Origin of the sequence: Streptomyces sp. VTCC 41912, assembly GCF_045799175.1 — a bacterium.
In the GTDB taxonomy this organism is placed as follows: domain Bacteria; phylum Actinomycetota; class Actinomycetes; order Streptomycetales; family Streptomycetaceae; genus Streptomyces; species Streptomyces albulus_C.
The window spans coordinates 19,325-36,475 of the sequence record NZ_JBJMAB010000029.1 but is presented as its reverse complement, the minus strand read 5'-3'; the positions used below and the strand labels follow the sequence as shown (position 1 = coordinate 36,475).

The 17,151-nt window shown below is 73.1% G+C and carries 14 protein-coding genes; 5 read left to right on the top strand and 9 right to left on the bottom strand.

Annotated features, from left to right (window positions below; genetic code table 11):
* Positions 1 to 139 precede the first annotated feature (139 nt).
* Together ACJ6WD_RS30135 and ACJ6WD_RS30130 are read left to right on the top strand one after the other, a co-directional pair.
* Positions 140 to 1,234 carry a PP2C family protein-serine/threonine phosphatase gene (locus ACJ6WD_RS30135; RefSeq protein WP_376443568.1) on the top strand — a complete coding sequence of 365 codons (1,095 nt, stop codon included), beginning with the start codon at positions 140 to 142 and terminating at the stop codon, positions 1,232 to 1,234.
* 505 nt (positions 1,235 to 1,739) lie between these two features.
* Positions 1,740 to 3,338, top strand: a complete 1,599-nt coding sequence (locus tag ACJ6WD_RS30130) for a peptidoglycan-binding protein (RefSeq protein WP_407616929.1) — start codon at positions 1,740 to 1,742, stop codon at positions 3,336 to 3,338.
* A 236-nt stretch (positions 3,339 to 3,574) separates the two neighbouring features.
* Here the strand turns inward: ACJ6WD_RS30130 and ACJ6WD_RS30125 are convergent, their stop codons facing one another.
* Both ACJ6WD_RS30125 and ACJ6WD_RS30120 read right to left on the bottom strand, forming a co-directional pair.
* A complete protein-coding gene (locus ACJ6WD_RS30125; RefSeq protein WP_407616928.1) occupies positions 3,575 to 4,729 on the bottom strand; it encodes a YncE family protein in 1,155 nt (384 codons plus the stop codon).
* On the bottom strand, positions 4,726 to 5,322 hold the full coding sequence (locus ACJ6WD_RS30120; RefSeq protein ID WP_331248089.1) for an ankyrin repeat domain-containing protein: 597 nt from the start codon (positions 5,320 to 5,322) through the stop codon (positions 4,726 to 4,728). Before ACJ6WD_RS30120 ends, ACJ6WD_RS30125 begins: the two co-directional genes overlap by 4 nt.
* Before the next feature lie 581 nt (positions 5,323 to 5,903).
* Between ACJ6WD_RS30120 and ACJ6WD_RS30115 the strand changes: the two genes are divergently transcribed.
* Entirely contained in the window at positions 5,904 to 6,827 is a 924-nt protein-coding gene (locus ACJ6WD_RS30115) for an aminoglycoside phosphotransferase family protein (protein WP_407616927.1), read from the top strand.
* A gap of 30 nt (positions 6,828 to 6,857) precedes the next feature.
* On the opposite strand, the gene ACJ6WD_RS30110 is transcribed toward ACJ6WD_RS30115, so the two are convergent.
* Positions 6,858 to 7,787 carry an NADP-dependent oxidoreductase gene (locus ACJ6WD_RS30110; RefSeq protein WP_407616964.1) on the bottom strand — a complete coding sequence of 310 codons (930 nt, stop codon included), beginning with the start codon at positions 7,785 to 7,787 and terminating at the stop codon, positions 6,858 to 6,860.
* Between the two features lie 184 nt (positions 7,788 to 7,971).
* Here ACJ6WD_RS30110 and ACJ6WD_RS30105 point away from each other — a divergent pair, with 184 nt between their 5' ends.
* Positions 7,972 to 9,177, top strand: coding sequence for a GlxA family transcriptional regulator (locus tag ACJ6WD_RS30105; protein ID WP_376554325.1), 1,206 nt, complete (start codon positions 7,972 to 7,974; stop codon positions 9,175 to 9,177).
* 100 nt (positions 9,178 to 9,277) lie between these two features.
* Here ACJ6WD_RS30105 and ACJ6WD_RS30100 read toward each other — a convergent pair whose 3' ends face one another.
* From ACJ6WD_RS30100 to ACJ6WD_RS30090, 3 genes are all read right to left on the bottom strand, one after another.
* Complete coding sequence (locus tag ACJ6WD_RS30100) at positions 9,278 to 10,771, bottom strand: family 43 glycosylhydrolase (protein WP_407616926.1); 1,494 nt, start codon at positions 10,769 to 10,771, stop codon at positions 9,278 to 9,280.
* A 179-nt stretch (positions 10,772 to 10,950) separates the two neighbouring features.
* Complete coding sequence (locus tag ACJ6WD_RS30095) at positions 10,951 to 11,856, bottom strand: hypothetical protein (protein WP_407616925.1); 906 nt, start codon at positions 11,854 to 11,856, stop codon at positions 10,951 to 10,953.
* A 42-nt stretch (positions 11,857 to 11,898) separates the two neighbouring features.
* The gene (locus tag ACJ6WD_RS30090) at positions 11,899 to 13,935 is read right to left on the bottom strand and encodes an ATP-binding protein (protein ID WP_407616924.1); all 2,037 of its coding nucleotides are present in this window, start codon (positions 13,933 to 13,935) and stop codon (positions 11,899 to 11,901) included.
* On the opposite strand from ACJ6WD_RS30090, the gene ACJ6WD_RS30085 reads away from it, so the two are divergent.
* On the top strand, positions 13,888 to 14,817 hold the full coding sequence (locus ACJ6WD_RS30085; protein WP_407616923.1) for an FAD-dependent oxidoreductase: 930 nt from the start codon (positions 13,888 to 13,890) through the stop codon (positions 14,815 to 14,817). The genes ACJ6WD_RS30090 and ACJ6WD_RS30085 overlap by 48 nt on opposite strands.
* 268 nt (positions 14,818 to 15,085) lie before the next feature.
* Here ACJ6WD_RS30085 and ACJ6WD_RS30080 read toward each other — a convergent pair whose 3' ends face one another.
* The 3 genes from ACJ6WD_RS30080 to ACJ6WD_RS30070 form a co-directional block, all read right to left on the bottom strand.
* The gene (locus ACJ6WD_RS30080) at positions 15,086 to 15,463 is read right to left on the bottom strand and encodes a nuclear transport factor 2 family protein (protein WP_331248095.1); all 378 of its coding nucleotides are present in this window, start codon (positions 15,461 to 15,463) and stop codon (positions 15,086 to 15,088) included.
* 255 nt (positions 15,464 to 15,718) lie between these two features.
* Positions 15,719 to 16,294 carry a TetR/AcrR family transcriptional regulator gene (locus tag ACJ6WD_RS30075; protein ID WP_233659153.1) on the bottom strand — a complete coding sequence of 192 codons (576 nt, stop codon included), beginning with the start codon at positions 16,292 to 16,294 and terminating at the stop codon, positions 15,719 to 15,721.
* A gap of 224 nt (positions 16,295 to 16,518) precedes the next feature.
* Positions 16,519 to 17,109, bottom strand: a complete 591-nt coding sequence (locus tag ACJ6WD_RS30070) for a TetR/AcrR family transcriptional regulator (protein WP_016575766.1) — start codon at positions 17,107 to 17,109, stop codon at positions 16,519 to 16,521.
* Between the last annotated feature and the right edge of the window lie 42 nt (positions 17,110 to 17,151).

The following is a 17,151-nucleotide window of genomic DNA, read 5'->3' as shown; positions in this document are numbered from 1 at the left end:
CGGGGCCGGGCGACACCGGCGCGGCCCGGGAGGGCGAGCGCCGAAACCGTGGCGGCACGCCACGACCGGCCGGCGACAAGCGGCCCGAATCCGGCCCATCAGAGCGCTTTGTCTGCTTTGTATAGATATTCTGTGGAGCGTGACTGGGTCTGGGCGGCAGCGGCTCCTTCGATACGGCCGGTGGAGGCTCGTGCGGCTCTCGCCGGTCGTCCTCACCGTCGTCATCGCCAGCCTGGCCTACACCACTCCCCCGGAGATGGCCTTCAGCCGTCTCCTGCCCGCGGCACCGGCCCTCGCCGCCGCCATGTGGCCGGTGCTGCCCACCGTCCTGCTGGGGACGGTCTGCCTCTTCCTGATGATCGGCCTCAGCATCGTGTTCCCCGGTCTGGGGACGTGGTGGACGGCCGGGGGGATCATCGCGGTCACCGTGGCGGCGGCGTACGGAAGCCACGTCCGGCTCCAGCGGGAGCGGACCCTCTTTCAGGTGCGGCTCGTCGCCGATGCGGCGCAGCAGGTGGTGCTGAGCCCGATGCCGCGCCGCTTCGGGAACATCGAGATCGAGTCGCTGTACCTCGCGGCCGCGGCGGAGGCCCGTATCGGTGGGGACTTCTTCGAGGTGGTCGACACGCGATACGGGGTCAGGATGCTCATCGGCGACGTGCGGGGCAAGGGGCTGCCGGCCGTGGGGGCGGCCGCGGCGATCGTCAACTCCTTCCGGGAGGCGGCGTACGGCGAGGCCGACATGGTCAGCGTGGCGCGCCGCCTGGACGCCAGCTGCGCCCGCTACAACGCCGCCTTTCCCGCCGAGGGGCCGGTGGAGCGCTTCGCCACCGCCCTGCTCGCCGAGATGCCGCACAGGGGCGGGCGCATCGAGATCCTCAACTGCGGACACCCGCCGCCGCTGCTCCTGAACCACGGTGAACTCCGCGCCCTCGAACCCACCGCCCCCTCGCCGCTGCTCAACCTCGCGGAGCTGATCGGCGATCACTACACCATCGACGCCTTCGACTTCTCCCCCGGCGACCTGCTGCTCCTCTACACCGACGGGGTCACCGAGGCCCGCGCCCGCGACGGCGAGTTCTTCCCGCTGGCCGCCTGGATGCGCCGACAGCTGCCGAGGCCGCCCCACGAGCTGCTCACGGCCCTTCACCGCGACCTCCTCCGTTACAGCAAGGGACGCCTCGACGACGACATCGCCGCCCTCGCCGTGCGTCTGCGCGACCCCTCGGAGTAGGCCCGGCCCGGGTCACGGCCAGCGGGCGGCCGGGCTGTGGTCGTCGGCCATCCATCCGGATTGTCGAGACAACGTCAAGGAGGTCGCCGATCCAGGCGTGCGCATCGCCCTGGGCAGCGACACCTTCAGCGGCCGGGGCCTGTTCGGGGCGAACGCGTGGGACGGGCCCCGCTGGTCGCAGCGGGGATGGTGCGCCTTCCGTCGCGCGTCGCGGGCACCAGTGGGCACGGCCGAGACGCCCACGGAGGACAGTCGCACACCGGCGGCGTGTCGGGCGACGAGCCAGGAGCGGGGCAGCGGGCAGGTGGGGCAGGTGGGCAACGGCCAACTCCTGTCCCCTCACCCCCATTCCTGGCGCGCCCTCGTGTCCGGAGCAGCGCTTGGCCATCGTTTCGCCTCGAAATCGCCAAGGGCGTCCCAAGCATCTGTCGATGCCCGAACTTCCCACCCCGGCTCGCCCTCTTGACCAGTACAGATCATCCCCACACCGCAACGGGAGCCCCCAGTGGATCAGGTCAGGAACCGGACGCGCAGTCGCCGGTACGCGTGGGCGTCGGCGGGGGCCGTGGTCGCCGGGGTCGCAGCTGTCGTGGTCACCCAGGTGGCGGCCCAGGGCAGCCCTGACACAGGTACCGGGGCCGGGAAGCGTTCGGCGGCGTCCGCTTCCCCCGTCGGTGGTACGTGGATCAGCACGAAGGGCGGACGGCTGGTCTACGGGCGGGACGCACAGGGCAACCGCGTACCGGACTATTCCTACGCCGGCTACGAGGGCGGGGGCGTCCCGCTGCCGAAGGTCGCGACTCGGGTGACCGTGCCTGCCCCCGGCCCCGGCGATGCGACCGCCGCGATCCAGGCCGCACTCGACAAGGCGTCCGCCCTGCCCGTGGGCAAGGACGGTGTGCGCGGCGCGGTCCAACTAGCGCCGGGCAGCTACCACATCGCCGGCCAACTCCACCTCGACGCCGGCGGAGTCGCCCTGCGCGGGGCCGGCAGCGGGGCCTCGGGCACCACGCTGGTCGCGGACACCGCTACCGCTCGGACGCTGATCACGATCGGCAGGAAGTCCTCGTACACCCGGGTCGGTGACGCGGAGCCAGTCACCGACGGCTACGTGCCCGTCGGGGCGACCGGCCTCACCCTCGCCGGCACCGCGGGGCTCAAGGTCGGCGACGAGGTGGTGGTGGAGCGGCCCACCACCCAGGCGTGGATCGACGCGATCGGCATGCACGGCATCTTCACCCCCAACTGGAGCCTGCGCTTCGAGCGGAAGATCACCGCGATCAAGGGGCGGCGGATCACCCTCGACGTTCCGCTCACCAACGCCTTGGAGAAGCAGTACACCCGCGCCACCGTCTACCGCTACGCCTTCCCGCGCATCGACCACGTCGGCATCGAGGACCTCGCCCTCGACGGCCGGGCCATGGCCGCCGCCCCGGACTACGCCAAGACCTTCTACAACGCCGCGCCCTGGGAGTTCAACGCCGTCCAGGACTCCTGGATCGCCGGCGTCACCTGGCGGCACTTCGGCGGCAGCGGTCAGACCGCGCTCGGTCCCCAGTCCCGTCGCATCTCCGTCCTGCGCACCCAGGCCCTGGACACGCTGACCACCGACAGCTCCGCCCGCTCCGAGGCGTACCTGCTCCAAGGCCAACAGAACCTCGTCCAGGACTGCGCGGTGACCGCCACCAAGGTCCACGCCTTCACCACCTACGGCCGCCAGGCCGGCCCGAATGCCTTCGTCGACTGCAAGGCCACCCTGGTCAAGGACACCTACGACGCCGGCGGCCACCAGCGCTGGGGCAGCGGCACCCTGTACGACAACGTCACGCTCGACGGCTCGCTGCTGTTGGTCAACAACGGCACCCGCGGTGGCGGTCACGGCTGGTCCGACGCCAACAGCACCGCCTACAACTGCACCACCCAGAGCTACATGGTCCAGGAACCCCCGACCGCCCACAACTGGGCCATCGGCTGCACCGGAGCCCTCCAGGGCGGAAGCGACGGACAGGTCCAGTCACCCGGCCACCACACCCTCCCCACCAGTCTCTACGCCCAACAGCTCACTGACCGCGGGCTCTCCGCCAACGCGGTCACCCGCCGCTGACGACGTCCGAGGCGCGGCCTCGGCCGAAGCCGCGCCGGTCCTCCCCCGCAACGGCCGCCGCCGCGAGGCGAGCGACGGCGTTCGACGCCCAACTCCCGTTCCCTGTACGGCCGTCAGGGTCGCTGCGTAACGAAGGCCAGTGCCCCTCGCGGACGATCGGGTCGCCGGTGCGACGTGCGAGCTCCGCCCAGCGCAGCCGTCGCCAGCCGTGTGCCGGGTTCTCCGCGACCCGCCGGTCAGAGGATCGCGATGCCCAAGGGGCGGTCGCCCGCGGCGAGGCGCCGGACGGTGCCGGAGTCCACGTCGACGACGGAGATGCCGTTCCAGTAGCCGTCGCGGGTGAAGCCGCCCGTGACGTAGGCGGTGCGGCCGTCGGGCGAGACCGCGACGTCCTCGTGGGGACCGTCCAGCGGGATCACCTTCTCCTGGCCCTGCGGGGTGCGCACGGTCAGCGACGGGCCCTTGTCCCGGGAGGGGTCGATGGGGCCGGTGCCGACGGCGAACAGCGTACCGTCGGCGGTGATCGTGACGCCGTGCTGGTGGGTGTCGGCGGTCATCCGCTCGATGCGCGTGCGGCCCGTCTCCGGGTCGACCACGGCCAGCCGCTCCCCTTCGAACGGCAGCAGCAACCTGCCGTCCGACGGGCGTACGGCGGTGTAGTGCGGCTTGAGCCAGGATCCCAGGCCGCCTTCGGTGCCGTAGGGGGCGACCTCGATGCGCCGGGTGCGGAGGGAGCCCGGGGTCACCACGGTGACGTCGAAGGAGTCGTGATCCGTGGTGTACACCTCGTGCCCGTCGCGTGCGACGTCCACGTCGAACGGACGGCGGCCCACCTCGGCGACCCCGGTGACCTTCAGGCTGCGGGTGTCGATCGCCTCGACGGTGCCGTTGCCGCCGGGCCGGTTGACGCCGACGTACGCATGACGCCCGTCAGGGGCGAGCGCGATGCCCATGCCGCCGCCGCGGTATTCGCCGTGCGTCGGCTCGCCGATGCCCGTCGTCTCATACGGGATGCGGGTGATCCGCCGGCGTTCGGTGGTGTCGACGACGGCGACGCCCTCGGCGGTGGCGACCCAGGCACGGCCGTCGTCGCCGACGGCCAGCCCGTACGGGGCGGTGCCGACGCGTACGGAGTCGAAGGCGCCGCGGGCGGGATCGACGAACGTCACGGTGTCGGCGCCGAAGTCGGCGACGAGCACGGTGCCGTCGGGCGTCCGGCCGGCGGGCGCGGGGACCCTCTTCGCGACGGCGGACGGCGTACCGTCGTGCGGTGCCGCCGCGCCGTCCGCCCCACCGGCGGTGCACCCCGTGACGACGAGCGCGAGGGAGGCGATGACGGCCTGGGCGCGGCCGGCCGACAGGGCCCGCTGCCGGGGCGCGGCCCGCGTCACCGGATGGCCTTGAGCAGGTCGGCGATCTCGGTGTACCCGTGACGCACGGCATGCCTGAGGGCGGTGACGCCGTCTTTGTCGGGCAGGTTCAGGGTCGCGCCGGCGGTGATCAGCAGCTCGACGATCTCCTGGTGGGCGCTGCCGCCGTCGCCGAGGATCACGGCCTCCAACAGCGCGGTCCAGCCGAGCCGGTTCACGTGGTCGACGTCGATGTCGGTCTCGCGGAGCACGGCACGCACGTAGGCGACGTGACCGCGCTCGGCAGCCGGGATGAGGGACGTGCCGCCGAAGCGGTTGGTCACCGTCAGGTCGGGCCCGGCCGGGAGCAGGGCACGCATCATGGCGACGCTGCCGGTGACGCCGGTGACCAGCCACGCACTGTCGTCCCGGTCGTCCTGGGCGTTCGGGTCGGCGCCGGCGGCCACCAGCACCTCGGCCGCCGGCACGTGGTCGCCGAGCGCGGCCAGCAGCAGGGGCGTGCGGCGGTGTGCGTCACGGGTGTCCACCGCGGCACCTCCGTCGAGGGCGGCGCGCACGGCATCGGCGTCGCCGTGCCTGGCGGCCGCACTCAAGGCACGGTCGAGGTCAGTCATCGTGGTGCTCCTTGAACTCCAGGGGGTGCGGGTACGGGTGCGCAACACGGACAGCGTCGTCGCCGCCTTCGTGCGGACCGCGATCCCGATGCCCGCCCGCAGCCCGGCGCGGATGCGGGCTGCGGACAGGCGGGGCCGACGGCGCACGGCACGTGGGGTTCCGTGCGCCGTCGGAGTCGGAGAGCTGACGAGGCCGGAAGCGGAAACTCCGATGACGGCCCGGACACGCTTGGCGGCCCGTTCGCCGTCCTTCACGGGGCTCACCTCCCATCAACTCCGATGCCTGTCACATGCGTTGGGACGTCCGGCCCTATCCGTCTCGGTATCCCTAGCCCTACTCGTATGCGTATGCGTATGCGTATCCATCCTGGGCCGCGGCCGGCTGCGTGACGTCGTCGGACCGGCTCACCGCGACGCGCGGATCGGTTGACACCGGTGTCAACCGATCGGTTGACACCGCCGTGGCCGCGCCTCCGAGGGCCTCGGCGCCAGCTCCACGGTCCTCGACGAACGGGGTACCCCAGGAACCGTCGAGCAGGTCGGTGCCCCGCCCTGCCGCTCCCCTACTACCGTTGCTCCGCATGACAGCCACCGACTCCACGAGGGACATCACAGCGGACGTGGTCCGTGACCTGTTGCGCGAGCAGCACCCCGATCTGGCGGACCGTCCGCTGAAGCTCGGGGCGCTCGGCTGGGACAACCAGATGTGGCGGCTCGGCGACGACCTCGCGGTGCGGTTGCCCTGGGCGACGCAGTCCGCGGACGCGCTGCTGCGCAAGGAGCACGTCTGGCTGCCCGCCCTCGCCCCGCACCTTCCGTTGCCGATCCCCGTCCCGCAGCGCCTCGGTGAGCCCTCCGCACGGTTTCCGCGGCCCTGGCTCGTCACCACGTGGGTGCCGGGCGAGCCTGCCGACCGCGCTCCCGCGACGCGTTCCGCGGAGGCGGCGGTCAGCCTGGCCGCCTTCCTGACCGCTCTTCACCGGCCCGCCCCCGACGGGGCGCCGGCAGGCCGAGACCGCGGGGGACCGTTGACCGGCCAGGCCGAACGCTTCGCCCACGGGCTCGCCGCGGCCACCGAGCTGGGCTTGATTCGTGACCCGGAGGCGGTCCGCGCGGTCTGGGCGGACGCCGCCGCGGCGCCGGAGTGGGCAGGCCCGCGCCTCTGGCTCCACGGCGACCTGCACCCGGCCAACGTCCTGACCGAGAACGGCACGTTCTCCGGTGTGATCGACTTCGGCGACCTCTTCGCCGGCGACCCGGCCTGCGACCTCGCCGCCGCCTGGATCCTGCTCCCGGACGGTGCCGTCGACCGCTTCCACGAGACCTACCGGCCGAGCCCGGACGCGGCGACCCTGCGTCGCGCCCGCGGCTGGGCGGTGCTGCGCGCCCTCGCCGGCATCCACATCGCGGACGCCGGCGTACGCGGCCGGCCGGGAGGCAAGCCCAGTTGGGGCCCGCCCGCCCACGCCGCACTGCGACGCCTCACGGCGACCGTCGGCCAGTGAACAAGCCTCCTCGCAGGGGAGGTCCCGCGTTCAGCGCACGGTGAGGACCAGCTTGCCCGTGGTCCGGCCGGTCTGCCCCAACACGTGGGCCCGGGCGCCTTCGGCGAGCGGGAAGGTGTCGGAGACGTGGGCGCGGAGCCTGCCCCGGTCGACGAGTTCGGCGATGGCGCGCATTCCGGCCTGGTCGTGCTCGACGAGCAGGGTGACGGCGCGGACCTGTGCCTTCTCCGCAGTGGCCAGGGTGTCCTCGGCGCCCGGTAGGAGGGAGACGAGGACACCGCCGGGGCCGATCACCTGCACGGAGCGGGTGGCGGTCTGTCCGCCGAGGGCGTCGAGGACGACGTCGTAGCGCTCCTCGGTGTCGGTGAAGTCCTCGGAGCGGTGGTCGATGCAGGCGTCCGCGCCGAGTTCCCGCAGGAAGTCGTGTTTGGGGGCGCTCGCCGTCCCGGTGACGTGCGCGCCGCGCTCCTTGGCGATCTGGACGGCGAGATGGCCGACGCCGCCGGCCGCGGCGTGGATCAGCACGCGCTGACCGGCCCGGAGTCCCGCGGTGTCGACGAGGGCCTGCCAGGCGGTGAGCGCGGCGAGCGGCAGAGCGGCCGCCTGGACGTGGTCGATCCCGGCCGGCTTGGCGGCGAAGGCGCGGGCGGGCCCGGTCACGTACTCGGCGTGGGAACCGGCCCCGTGCGGGTAGGGCAGCATGCCGAACACCTCGTCACCGGGCCGGAAGAGGGTGACCCCGTAGCCGGTCTCCACCACGGTGCCGGAGACGTCCCAGCCGAGGGTCAGCGGCGGGGACGGCAGGAAGACGCGCAGGGCTCGGTGCTTGAAGTCCGTGGGGTTGAGGCCGGCGGCGTGCACGGCGACGAGGATCTGGCCGGGGCCGGGCGCGGGCCGGGGAAGCTCGGTCAGTCGGAGGACTTCGGGGCCGCCGAGGGTCGTCTGGTGCAGGGCGTGCATCAGGGGGACGCCGTTCGGGGCGGCGCGGCCCGGAGATTCCGCGGAGTGAGGGGGGTTCGTCATGGCCGTCGCATCGGGCGCGTTGAGGTCGTCGGGGGTGTGCGTCGAAGTCATGCCTCGATCTTGGCCGTACGGTCCGCCCCGGAGCGATGGCCAGAAGGTCAGCCTTCGATACATTCTTGCCATGCCCATCGAGCCTGCCGCCCACCGCGTCCCCGGTGCCCGTGGCACTGCCACCGCCCGCCCCGCGCCCGCCGTGCCCTCCCGGGCCGGTGACCTCGCCGACCGCGCGGCGGAACCGGACCGTCGGACGCACCTGGTCCCGCGGCCCGGCGCGCACAAGGTCGTCGTCCTGGCCCTCGACGGCGTCTACCCCTTCGAACTCGGCATTCCGCACCGGGTCCTGGGGTCCGCTGGCGGCCGCTACGAGGTGCTGTCCGCGAGCGCGGACGGACGGGCCGTGCGCACCGACGCGGACCTGACCGTCACCCCCGGGCACGGTCCCGAAGTCCTGGCCGAGGCGGACACGGTGGTCATCCCTCCGTACGCGGTCTCCCGGGACTCGGTCCTCGCCCCGGACCCGCGGGCGCTCGCGGCGCTGTCCCTCGTCCGCCCCGGCACCCGGCTGGTGTCCATCTGCACCGGTGCCTTCCTGCTGGCCGCCGCCGGCCTCCTGGACGGGCGGCGGGCCACCACCCACTGGGCGCTCGCCGACCACTTCCAGGAGTTGTTCCCCCGGGTCGAGCTCGATGCCGGTGTGCTCTTCGTCGACCACGGTGACGTGCTGACCTCGGCGGGGGCCGCGAGCGGCGTCGACGTCTGCCTGCACCTGGTCCGCAAGGACCACGGCAGCGAGGTGGCCAACCACGTCGCCCGGTGCTGCGTCGTGCCCCCGTACCGGGACGGCGGTCAGGCCCAGTACATCGAGCGGCCGCTGCCGCCGGCGAGCGGCACCGGCACCGGGCCGACCCGCGACTGGGCGCTGCAACGACTGGAACTGCCCCTCACGCTGGACGAGTTGGCCGCACAGGCTGCGATGAGCACCCGAACCTTCGCCCGGCGCTTCCGGGAGGAGACGGGGTTGAGCCCCGGCCGCTGGTTGACCCAGCAGCGGTTGCGGCGGGCGCGGCACCTGCTGGAGTCCAGCGACCTGTCCGTGGAACGGGTCGCCCACGAGGTCGGCTTCGCCACCGCCACCTCGCTGCGGCGCCACCTGACGGCGGAGGCGGGCGTCGCCCCGTCGACGTACCGGCGCACCTTCCGCGCCTCGCCGCCGACCCCGGGCAGCGACGGGAAATCACCGGTCGGGGCGCGCGAACAGCACGAACGGGCCGCACCAAGCGGGTGCTGCGGCACAGACCGGGTGCTGCGGCACGGCGAGTCCGGGTGAGCCTGCGGTTCGGAGCTCTCGACGCCTCGGCGCGGGTCCGCGGCGGCACCCGGCGCCCGGTCACCGGACCCGCCGCGGACGGTCGGGCCGTCGGACGGTCTCAGTTGGTGTAGACCTCGGCCCGGTCCACGCTCACGAAGGATCCGGTGGACGGTGCGCCGTGTTCCCCGGTGACCCGGACGCGCAGGGTGTGCTTGCCGGAGGGCAGCCGCGGGCTGAGGTACTGGAGCGTCTCGCCCGTCCGGGGCGAGGCGTAGAAGTCGACGCGCTTTTCGGGGCCGCCGTCGACGCTGAGGGCGGCGATGCCGTTGCCGGTGTCCTGTACGGACAGCAGCGCGATGCGGGTGCCGGTGAAGGTGAAGGTCGCGGTGTTGCCCGTCCGGTCGCTCCAGTGGTCGTCGCCCCAGAAGCACTGGGCCGCGCAGCCCTTGCCCGAGTTCCAGGCACCCTGGTAGGAGACCTGGCCCGGCCCGCTCGAACGGCCGTCGTCGTTGATCCAGTAGTTGCCGTTGGCCGGGTCGCCGGCAGGCAGGGCCTGCGAGGCGCCCGCGGCGAGCGGCCGGCCGAGGTCCGGGCTGCCGTCCGCATGCCAGCCGATCGGCTGGGCCCGGGTCGTGCGGTTGCCGTAGGTGTACGCCGAGGTCGACTTGGCGTGGTAGGCGATCCAGTCCTGGGTGCCGTCGGGTGACCGGAAGAAGGCGTGGTGGCCGGGGCCGTACACCCCCTTGGCGTCGTTGCGGCCGAAGACCGGTCCGGGGTGCTGCTGCCAGTCGGCGGGCTTCAAGGGGTCGGCGTCGTCCGGCAGGGACAGCATCCACAGCTGGTAGTCGGGCTTGCCGGTGTCGCAGGTCGAGTACGTCAGCCAGGTACGGCCGTTGCGGTTGAGGAGTTCGGGGGCCTCTCGGACTTCCGGGCAGCCCCCGTCGGCCTTGAGGGCCACCGCGTCCCCGGAGACGGTGTACGGGTTGGACATCGGGGCGATGTTCAGGCCGTTGTGCTGGTAGGGGTTGAGTCCCGAATAGGCGAGGTAGAGCTTGCCGTTGTGCTGGAAGACGCTCGGGTCGATGGCGAAGTCGTTCGCGTGGTTGGGCGGGGTCAGCTTCGCCTTGAAGTGGTAGGGCCCGGCCGGGTCATCGGCGTCCGACTCCAGGACGTACAGCCGGTGGTGTTCGTCCACGCCGTCGTCGGCCGTGTAGTACATGTACCAGCGGTTTCCGAAACGGTAGAACTCGGCCGCCCATATGTGCTGGTCGCGTGCGGGATCGGTGTCCCGCCACACGGTGACCGGGTCCGCGTCGAGCAGTGTGCCGAGCGAGGGCGAACTCCACATCTTGATGCTGTCGTTCTGGGTGGTGGTGAGGTGGTAGGCCCCGTTCGCGTAGGTGAGGAACGGGTCGGCACCCGTGTTCAGCGGGTTCCGGAACGTCCCCGCGGCCCGGACCGCCGGCACCGACCCGTGCCCCGCCCTGGTCCCCACTTCCGCTTCCGGCTGCGCCTGCGGTCTGCCCACCACCTGGTCCTGTGCGGCGCAGACCAGACCGATGATCAAGGTGAGCGACGATGCGAACAGGGCGATCTTCGACTGACGAGACATCAGCGACACTTCCTTACCGTGGCGCAACTGCTGGGCATCGGGCTCGCATCCGGACGGATGTCGACCTACGGAGTCTGGCGCGGTGGGCGGCCGTACGACACCCACACTCCCCCACCCGCCTGCCACGTCACTAACACCCCGCTAACATCCCCGGCAGCCGGTCTGACGGCCGCTCAGGATCACCGCTGCACGGCGGCGCCCAGTTCGGAACGTGCCGCGGACGGTGGCGGCACGCAGCGCAGGCGCGCCGGATCGGTGTGGGCCAGGGCCGCCGCCGGGTCCTGGTTCCAGCCGGCCCCGTACGCCTCGGCGAAGCGGTCGTCGCCGAGCGCGTGCCGGCTGCGGCTGCTCAGCGCGCGGACCTGCGGGTCGGTGCGGTCGTGGGCGCCCCGCAGACGGGCCGCCGCGCCGAGCAGGCCGGCCGCGTCCCGGTGCCGCCCGTGGAGCGCGGCGAGGCCGGCCACGGTCACCACCACCGTCGCGGCGAACGGCATGTCCCTGCTGTCGACCGCAGCCGCGTACGCCCGGTCCAGTGCCTCCTCGGCGCCCGGCCCGTCGCCGAGTGCGAGGCAGAGTGCGGCCCGTGCCGTGGCGACGAGGGCGCGCCCGTGGAGGCCGACGACCGGGAGCTGCTCGGACAACCCGGCCTCGGCCGACTCGACCAGCTCGCGGGCCCGTTCCAGGTCGCCGGTGCGCACGCACAGACCGGCCTCCCGGGCGTCGAGCACGATCGCCAGCTCGGGCGAGGCCGAGCGCCACGCGCGTTCGCGGGCCGCGGCGACCAGCCTCCCCGCTCGCGCGTCGTCGTCGAGCCGCTCGTGCACGTCGACGCGGCGCAGGTCGATGAAGACCTCGTCGTCGAGGCTGAGCGACCCGAACGTGCGGGCCAGGCGTTTGGCTTCGTCGAGGTCGGCCAGCGCGCCGTCGAGGTCCCCGTCGTACTGCCGCAGCAGCGCGCGCAGCGGCAGTGCCTTGGCCAGGGCCCAGCGGTCGCCCGCCCGGTCGAAGCATTCCAGGGCGGCGGGCACGTCGCTGCGTACCTGATCGAGGTGGGCCTCGTTCTCGGCGAAGTGGGCCCGGAACATGCGGGCCAGCCCGGCCAGCCACGGGTCCGGCCCGTCGACCAGTCACTGGAGGAACGTCGACGGTGCGTCGTCGGCGTCCAGGGCGGCCGGCCGGGTCGCGAGCAGGGCGCCGCCGACGCCCGGCAGCTCCGGGTGGTTGCGCAGGCGGCCGACGAGCGCACGCAGTTCCTCGCCCCGTTCCTCGGACACGTCGACGACGAGCGTGCTCGGGGTGGCGAGGAAGTTGAGCAGCAGCATCCCCTCGGCGATGTCGCGCTCGGCACTCGGCTGCTCCACCGGCAACGCGACCGCCGCGCCGAGCCAGTAGGCGGCGTCGGCATGCCGGCCGAGCATGCGCCAGCACCAGATGAGGTTCACCGCGAGCCCGGTCGCGCGGTCGGCATCGCCGGTGTCGTGGAGGTGGCGGAGCGCGGCGAGCACGTTGTCGTACTCGGCGTGCAGCGCGTGGAGCGCGTCGAGCTGTTCGGGGCCCCGCAGCAACGGGTCCTGGCGGGCGACGAGTTCGGCGAAGTGCCGGGCGGCCAGGTCCCGTACGTCGGTCGGAGTGTCCTCTTCGGCCAGGCGCTCCAGGCCGTACTCGCGGATCGTCTCCAGCATCCGGTACCGGCCGGTGTCCGGCGCGAGGTGCAGCAACGACCGGTCGACCAGGTCCGCGAGCAGGTCCCGGACGTCGGCGGCGGGCACCGCGGTGCCGGCACAGACCGCGGTGGCCGACGCCGGCGTGACGCCACCGGGCAGCACCGCGATCCGCTCCGCGACCGTCCGTGCATCGGCGCCCAGCAGGTCCCAGCTCCAGGCGATGACCGCGCGCAGCGTGCGGTGCCGCGGTGCGGCGGTCCGGCTGCCGGTGGTCAGCAGGCGGAACCGGTCGGACAGCCCGGCGGCCAGGTCGGGCAGCGAGAGGGTCCGCAGGCGGGCCGCGGCCAGCTCAAGTGCGAGCGGCAGCCCGTCCAGGCTGCGCACGACGCGCAGCACGTCGCCGAGGTTGCGCTCGTCGACGTCGAACCCCGGCCGCACGGCCGCCGCCCGCTCGCTGAACAGCAGCACCGACGGCGACCGGCAGGCCCGTGCGACGTCCGTGTGCGGCGCGGGGAGGGCGAGCGGGCCGAGCAGGACGAGGCTCTCGCCGTCGATCGCCAACGGCTCGCGGCTGGTGGCCAATACCCGCAGCCCGGCGCAGCGGGCCAGCAGCGCCGAGACCAGGTGCGCCACGGCGTCGATGAGGTGCTCGCAGTTGTCCACCACGAGCAGGCACTCCCGGCCGCCCAACTGGTCGGCCAGTAAGTCCAGTTCGCCCCTGGCATCACCGCGCAGCTTGGCCGAGGCTTCGAAGAGCGCCGAGCCGCGCAGCCCGATCGCGGCCAGCAGCGCCGCGCCGACCTTGGTGGGCTCGGTGACCGAGGCGAGGTCGATCATCCAGGCGCCGTCGCGGTACTCGGTCCGATGGTGGCGGGCGGCCTCGACGGCGAGCCGCGTCTTGCCCGCGCCGCCGGGACCGACCACGGTGACCAGGCGTCCGGCCGTGAGCAGCGTGCCGATCCGGGCCAGGTCGTCGTCGCGGCCGACGAAGCTGGTCAGCGGCGCGGGCAGGTTGCTCCGTCTGGCCGGCGCGGTGTCGGGGGCGGGCCGGTCGGTGCGCAGCAGGCGCAGGTGGCGTTCGCGCAGGGCGGTGCCCAGGTCGGTGCCGAGGTCGTCGGCCAGGGTTGCGCGGAACTGCTCGTACCGGGCGAGGGCCTCGGCCTGGCGGCCCTGGGCGGCGAGCGCGTCCATGAGCAGCGCGGCGGCGCGTTCGTGGACGGGGTGCTCGGTGAGGAGGGCGGTGAGGCGGACGGTGGCCGCGTCAGCGTGCCCCAGCGCCAGTTCGGCGTCGGCGAGGTCGACGACGGCCTCGATCGAGGCGTGGGCCAGCCGGGTCGCGACGGCGGGCGCCAAGTCGGCGACGAGCGCGGGCTCGACGCCGAGACGGTCGCCCCACAGCGCCACGGCCTCCCCGAGCGCGGTCGCCGCGGAACGGGGTGCGCCGGCCCACAGATGGTGCCGGCCGTCCCCGGCGAGCTGCTCGAACCGCAGCGCGTCCACGACGTGGTGATCGTGGGCGCCGGCCCGGTCGGTCTGTTCCTCGCCTGCGAGTTGGGGCTCGCCGGCTGCTCCGTCGTGGTGCTGGAGCGGGAGGCGGAGCCCGGGTCCCCGTGGCGGGCGGAGCCGCTCGGGGTCCGGGGGTTGTTCGCCGCGTCGCTCCAGGCGTTCCACCGCCGCGGGTTGCTGCCCCCGCTGCTGGCCGCGTCGGGCGTCCATGACGCACCCGGTCCGGACCTCGACGTGGACGGGCCGCCGCCGATCCGCGGCGGCGTGGGCCACTTCGCCGGCATCGTGCTCGACCCGACCAAGGTGGACCTCGCCGCACTGCCGTTCCGACTGCCCAGCCTGGCACCGGACTTCACGATGACCAGCCTCGCCGCGGTCGAGACGGTGCTGTCCGAGCGCGCCTCCAAGCTCGGCGTGGAGATCAAGCGCGGCGTCACGGTGTCCGGCGTCGCACAGGACGACGAGGGCGTGGTCAACGACATGGGCTGGCACACGCTCGCCCCGGACGGCCGCGTGATCCCCGCGGAGGAGTTCGCGGCGGGTTACGACCGGCTGCTCGCCCCGCTGGCCGAGGCGGGCACGGAGCTGATCCTCGTCGAGCCGTTCCTGCTGCCGGTCCGCGGCACCGTCATGGCCGGCCCCGGCGCGCAGATCGACGACGCGGTGCGCGAGGAGTGGCGGGCCGACCTGGACCCGAAGATCCAGGTCGTGCGCGAACTCGCCCGCAGGTACGGCGCGCATCTGCTCGCCGCGGACGGCCTGTTCGCCGAACTCGCCGCGGCCAGCGACCCCGAGCACTGGTCCGCGGACGGCGTGCACCCGACGCCGGCCGGTCATGCCGCACTCGCGGCGGCCTGGCTGCGCCTGGTGGCGTGACCGTGCCGCGCGCACGCCGCCCGCGACGCCGCTGAGCGTCAGGGGCTCCGCCGGGCGGCGGTCGCGGTGGCGCAGGGCGCGGGGGCCCCTTCGACCGGGTGCTCCACTGCGCCGGCCGACGTCCAGCTCCGCGTGCCTGCCGCCGACGCCGGCCCCCAGCGGGTCGGCGGCGGACACGATCTCGCCGAGCCGCCGATCGCTCAGCAGGGACAGGCTCGTGGCGACGGTTCCGTACGTGGCTAGGGCTGTGACCGCATGAAAGGATGACTCAGGAGGCGGACGGTTCGATCTCCCCCGCAAAGACGATGACCTGGTCGATCAGGCTCCGCCGCAGATGGACGACATCCGTTCCCGCCAGGCGGGGACCTCCGTCCGGCGTGGTGAAGACCCACTGGTATCGGGCCCACTCGTCAGGCATGTCCACCGCCGAACAGCGCACCATCGTGCCGGTCCCCGCCGGGTGGCGCCGGATGTCCAGCACGAACCGCTCGACCGCCACGATTCCTTCGCTGCGCCCCAACGGCCCCCAGAAGACCACGTCTGAGGTCAGGGCCTGGGAGAGGAGGGCAGTCACATGGTTGTCGTCCGAGGTGTTGAACGCGGAGATGAACGTGTCGATCGCGGAGCGTGCAATCTCTTCCTGCATGCTCCAGTAATACCAGCCGCTTCCCGCGAGCCGTCATCCGATCACGGTGAACCATCCCGGTCACAGCACCAGCCGCCCGGCATGCCGCGGGTCTGGGCATGCGTCGGCGACTCCTCGATGGTCGAGACCGGGGCTTGGCTTCGGCGCTCTCGCGGAGCGGGGCGGGGCGGGTCTACCAGCTGGGGGCGTCGACGGAACGCGGGCGCGCACGTCACCGGTCGCGGCGCCGCGGTACGACGGCAGTCGCGAGGGTCTTCACGGGCGGGTCGTGAGGCCGTCCAGGGTGAGGGCGAGCAGGCGTTCCGCTTGCGGGCGTTGGTCGGGGCGCGCAGAGGTGAGGGCGATGCCTTCGAGGGCGGCGCCGAGGTCGGTGGGGCTGATGTCGGTGCGGATCGTCCCGGCGGCCGCGCATGCGTCCATGAGTGCGGTGAGGGCCGCCTGGATCATTTCCCGGCTGTGGCCGTAGGGGTTGCTGCCCGTCGCGGCGAGAGCGCGCAGGGCGTCGATCATGCCGTACTTGGCGGTGACGTAGTCCAGGAAGAGCAGTGTCCAGGCGCGCAGGGCTTCGTGGGGCGGTTTCGTTGCGAGCAGGGTGGGGGCTGCGTCGCACAGTTGGGCCACCTCGTTGCGGTAGACCGCCTCGATCAGTGCCTCGCGGGTGGGGAAGTTGCGGTACAGCGTCGCGCTGCCGACGCCCGCCTCCTTGGCGATGCGTTCCAGGTGCGCGTCCAGCCCCTCCGTCGCGAACGCGCGCACGGCGGCGGTGAGGATCTTCTCCCGGTTGCGCCGTGCGTCGGCCCGCAACGGTCGCGGTGCTCCTGCGTCAGCCATCAGCGATCGTCGTCCCCTCTCGCGCGCTCCCCTTGCCTGCTGGGGCGCCCTCACTTGCCACCCACCAAATGGGGTCACCCCCGGTTTCACTCTAGGCCAACGCGCTGACCTGCGCACATCCCGCTGGAAGGAAGCCGGCCACCTGACGGCGTCGCGGACGGTGCACTGGCCCGTCAGTATCCGGTCGGAACCGGGCGCGCCAGTCCCCCGCCTTCGTCGCGCCCCTACCGCCCGGGCGGTGCCGGTCGATGGAGGACGGTGTCGATGATGAGGTCGATCTCCTGCGGGCCGGGCGGTTCGCCGGTGAGGAGGAAGCTCTGCAGTATGAGAGCGGGTCCGGTGCGGGCGGCCAGGGGCTGCACGGCCTCGGAGTCGAACTCGCCGCGGTGGACGCCCTCGTGGAGGAGGGCGTCGATGCTTTCCAGGCGTGGCGCGATGATCTGTTGCGCGAACAGGGCTCGGAGCTCCGGCTCGTGCAGCATGTCGACGATGAATCCGATGCCCGGTATCAGGGTTCGGCCCGCCAGCACGTCGTTGAAGGCGGTGAGGACGCCGGCGAGGTTCTCGCGGGTCGAGCGCTCCGGGTTCGGCTCGGGCAGCGGGGGCAGGGCGTAGCGCAGGGCGTCCAGGACCAGGGGCTGCTTGCCGGGCCAGCGGCGGTAGAGCGCGGCCTTGCCCGTGCCGGCTCGGGCGGCGATGCCGTCCATGGAGAGCCGGCCGTATCCGTTCGCGGCCAGCTCGTCGAGCGTCGCGACGTAGATCGCGTGTTCCAGCTCCGCGCCACGGCGGCGGCCGGGGTTCGCACTCTCTGCCATGCATCCGACAGTAGACGGTGACGTTCCTTCCTGCCTACACTT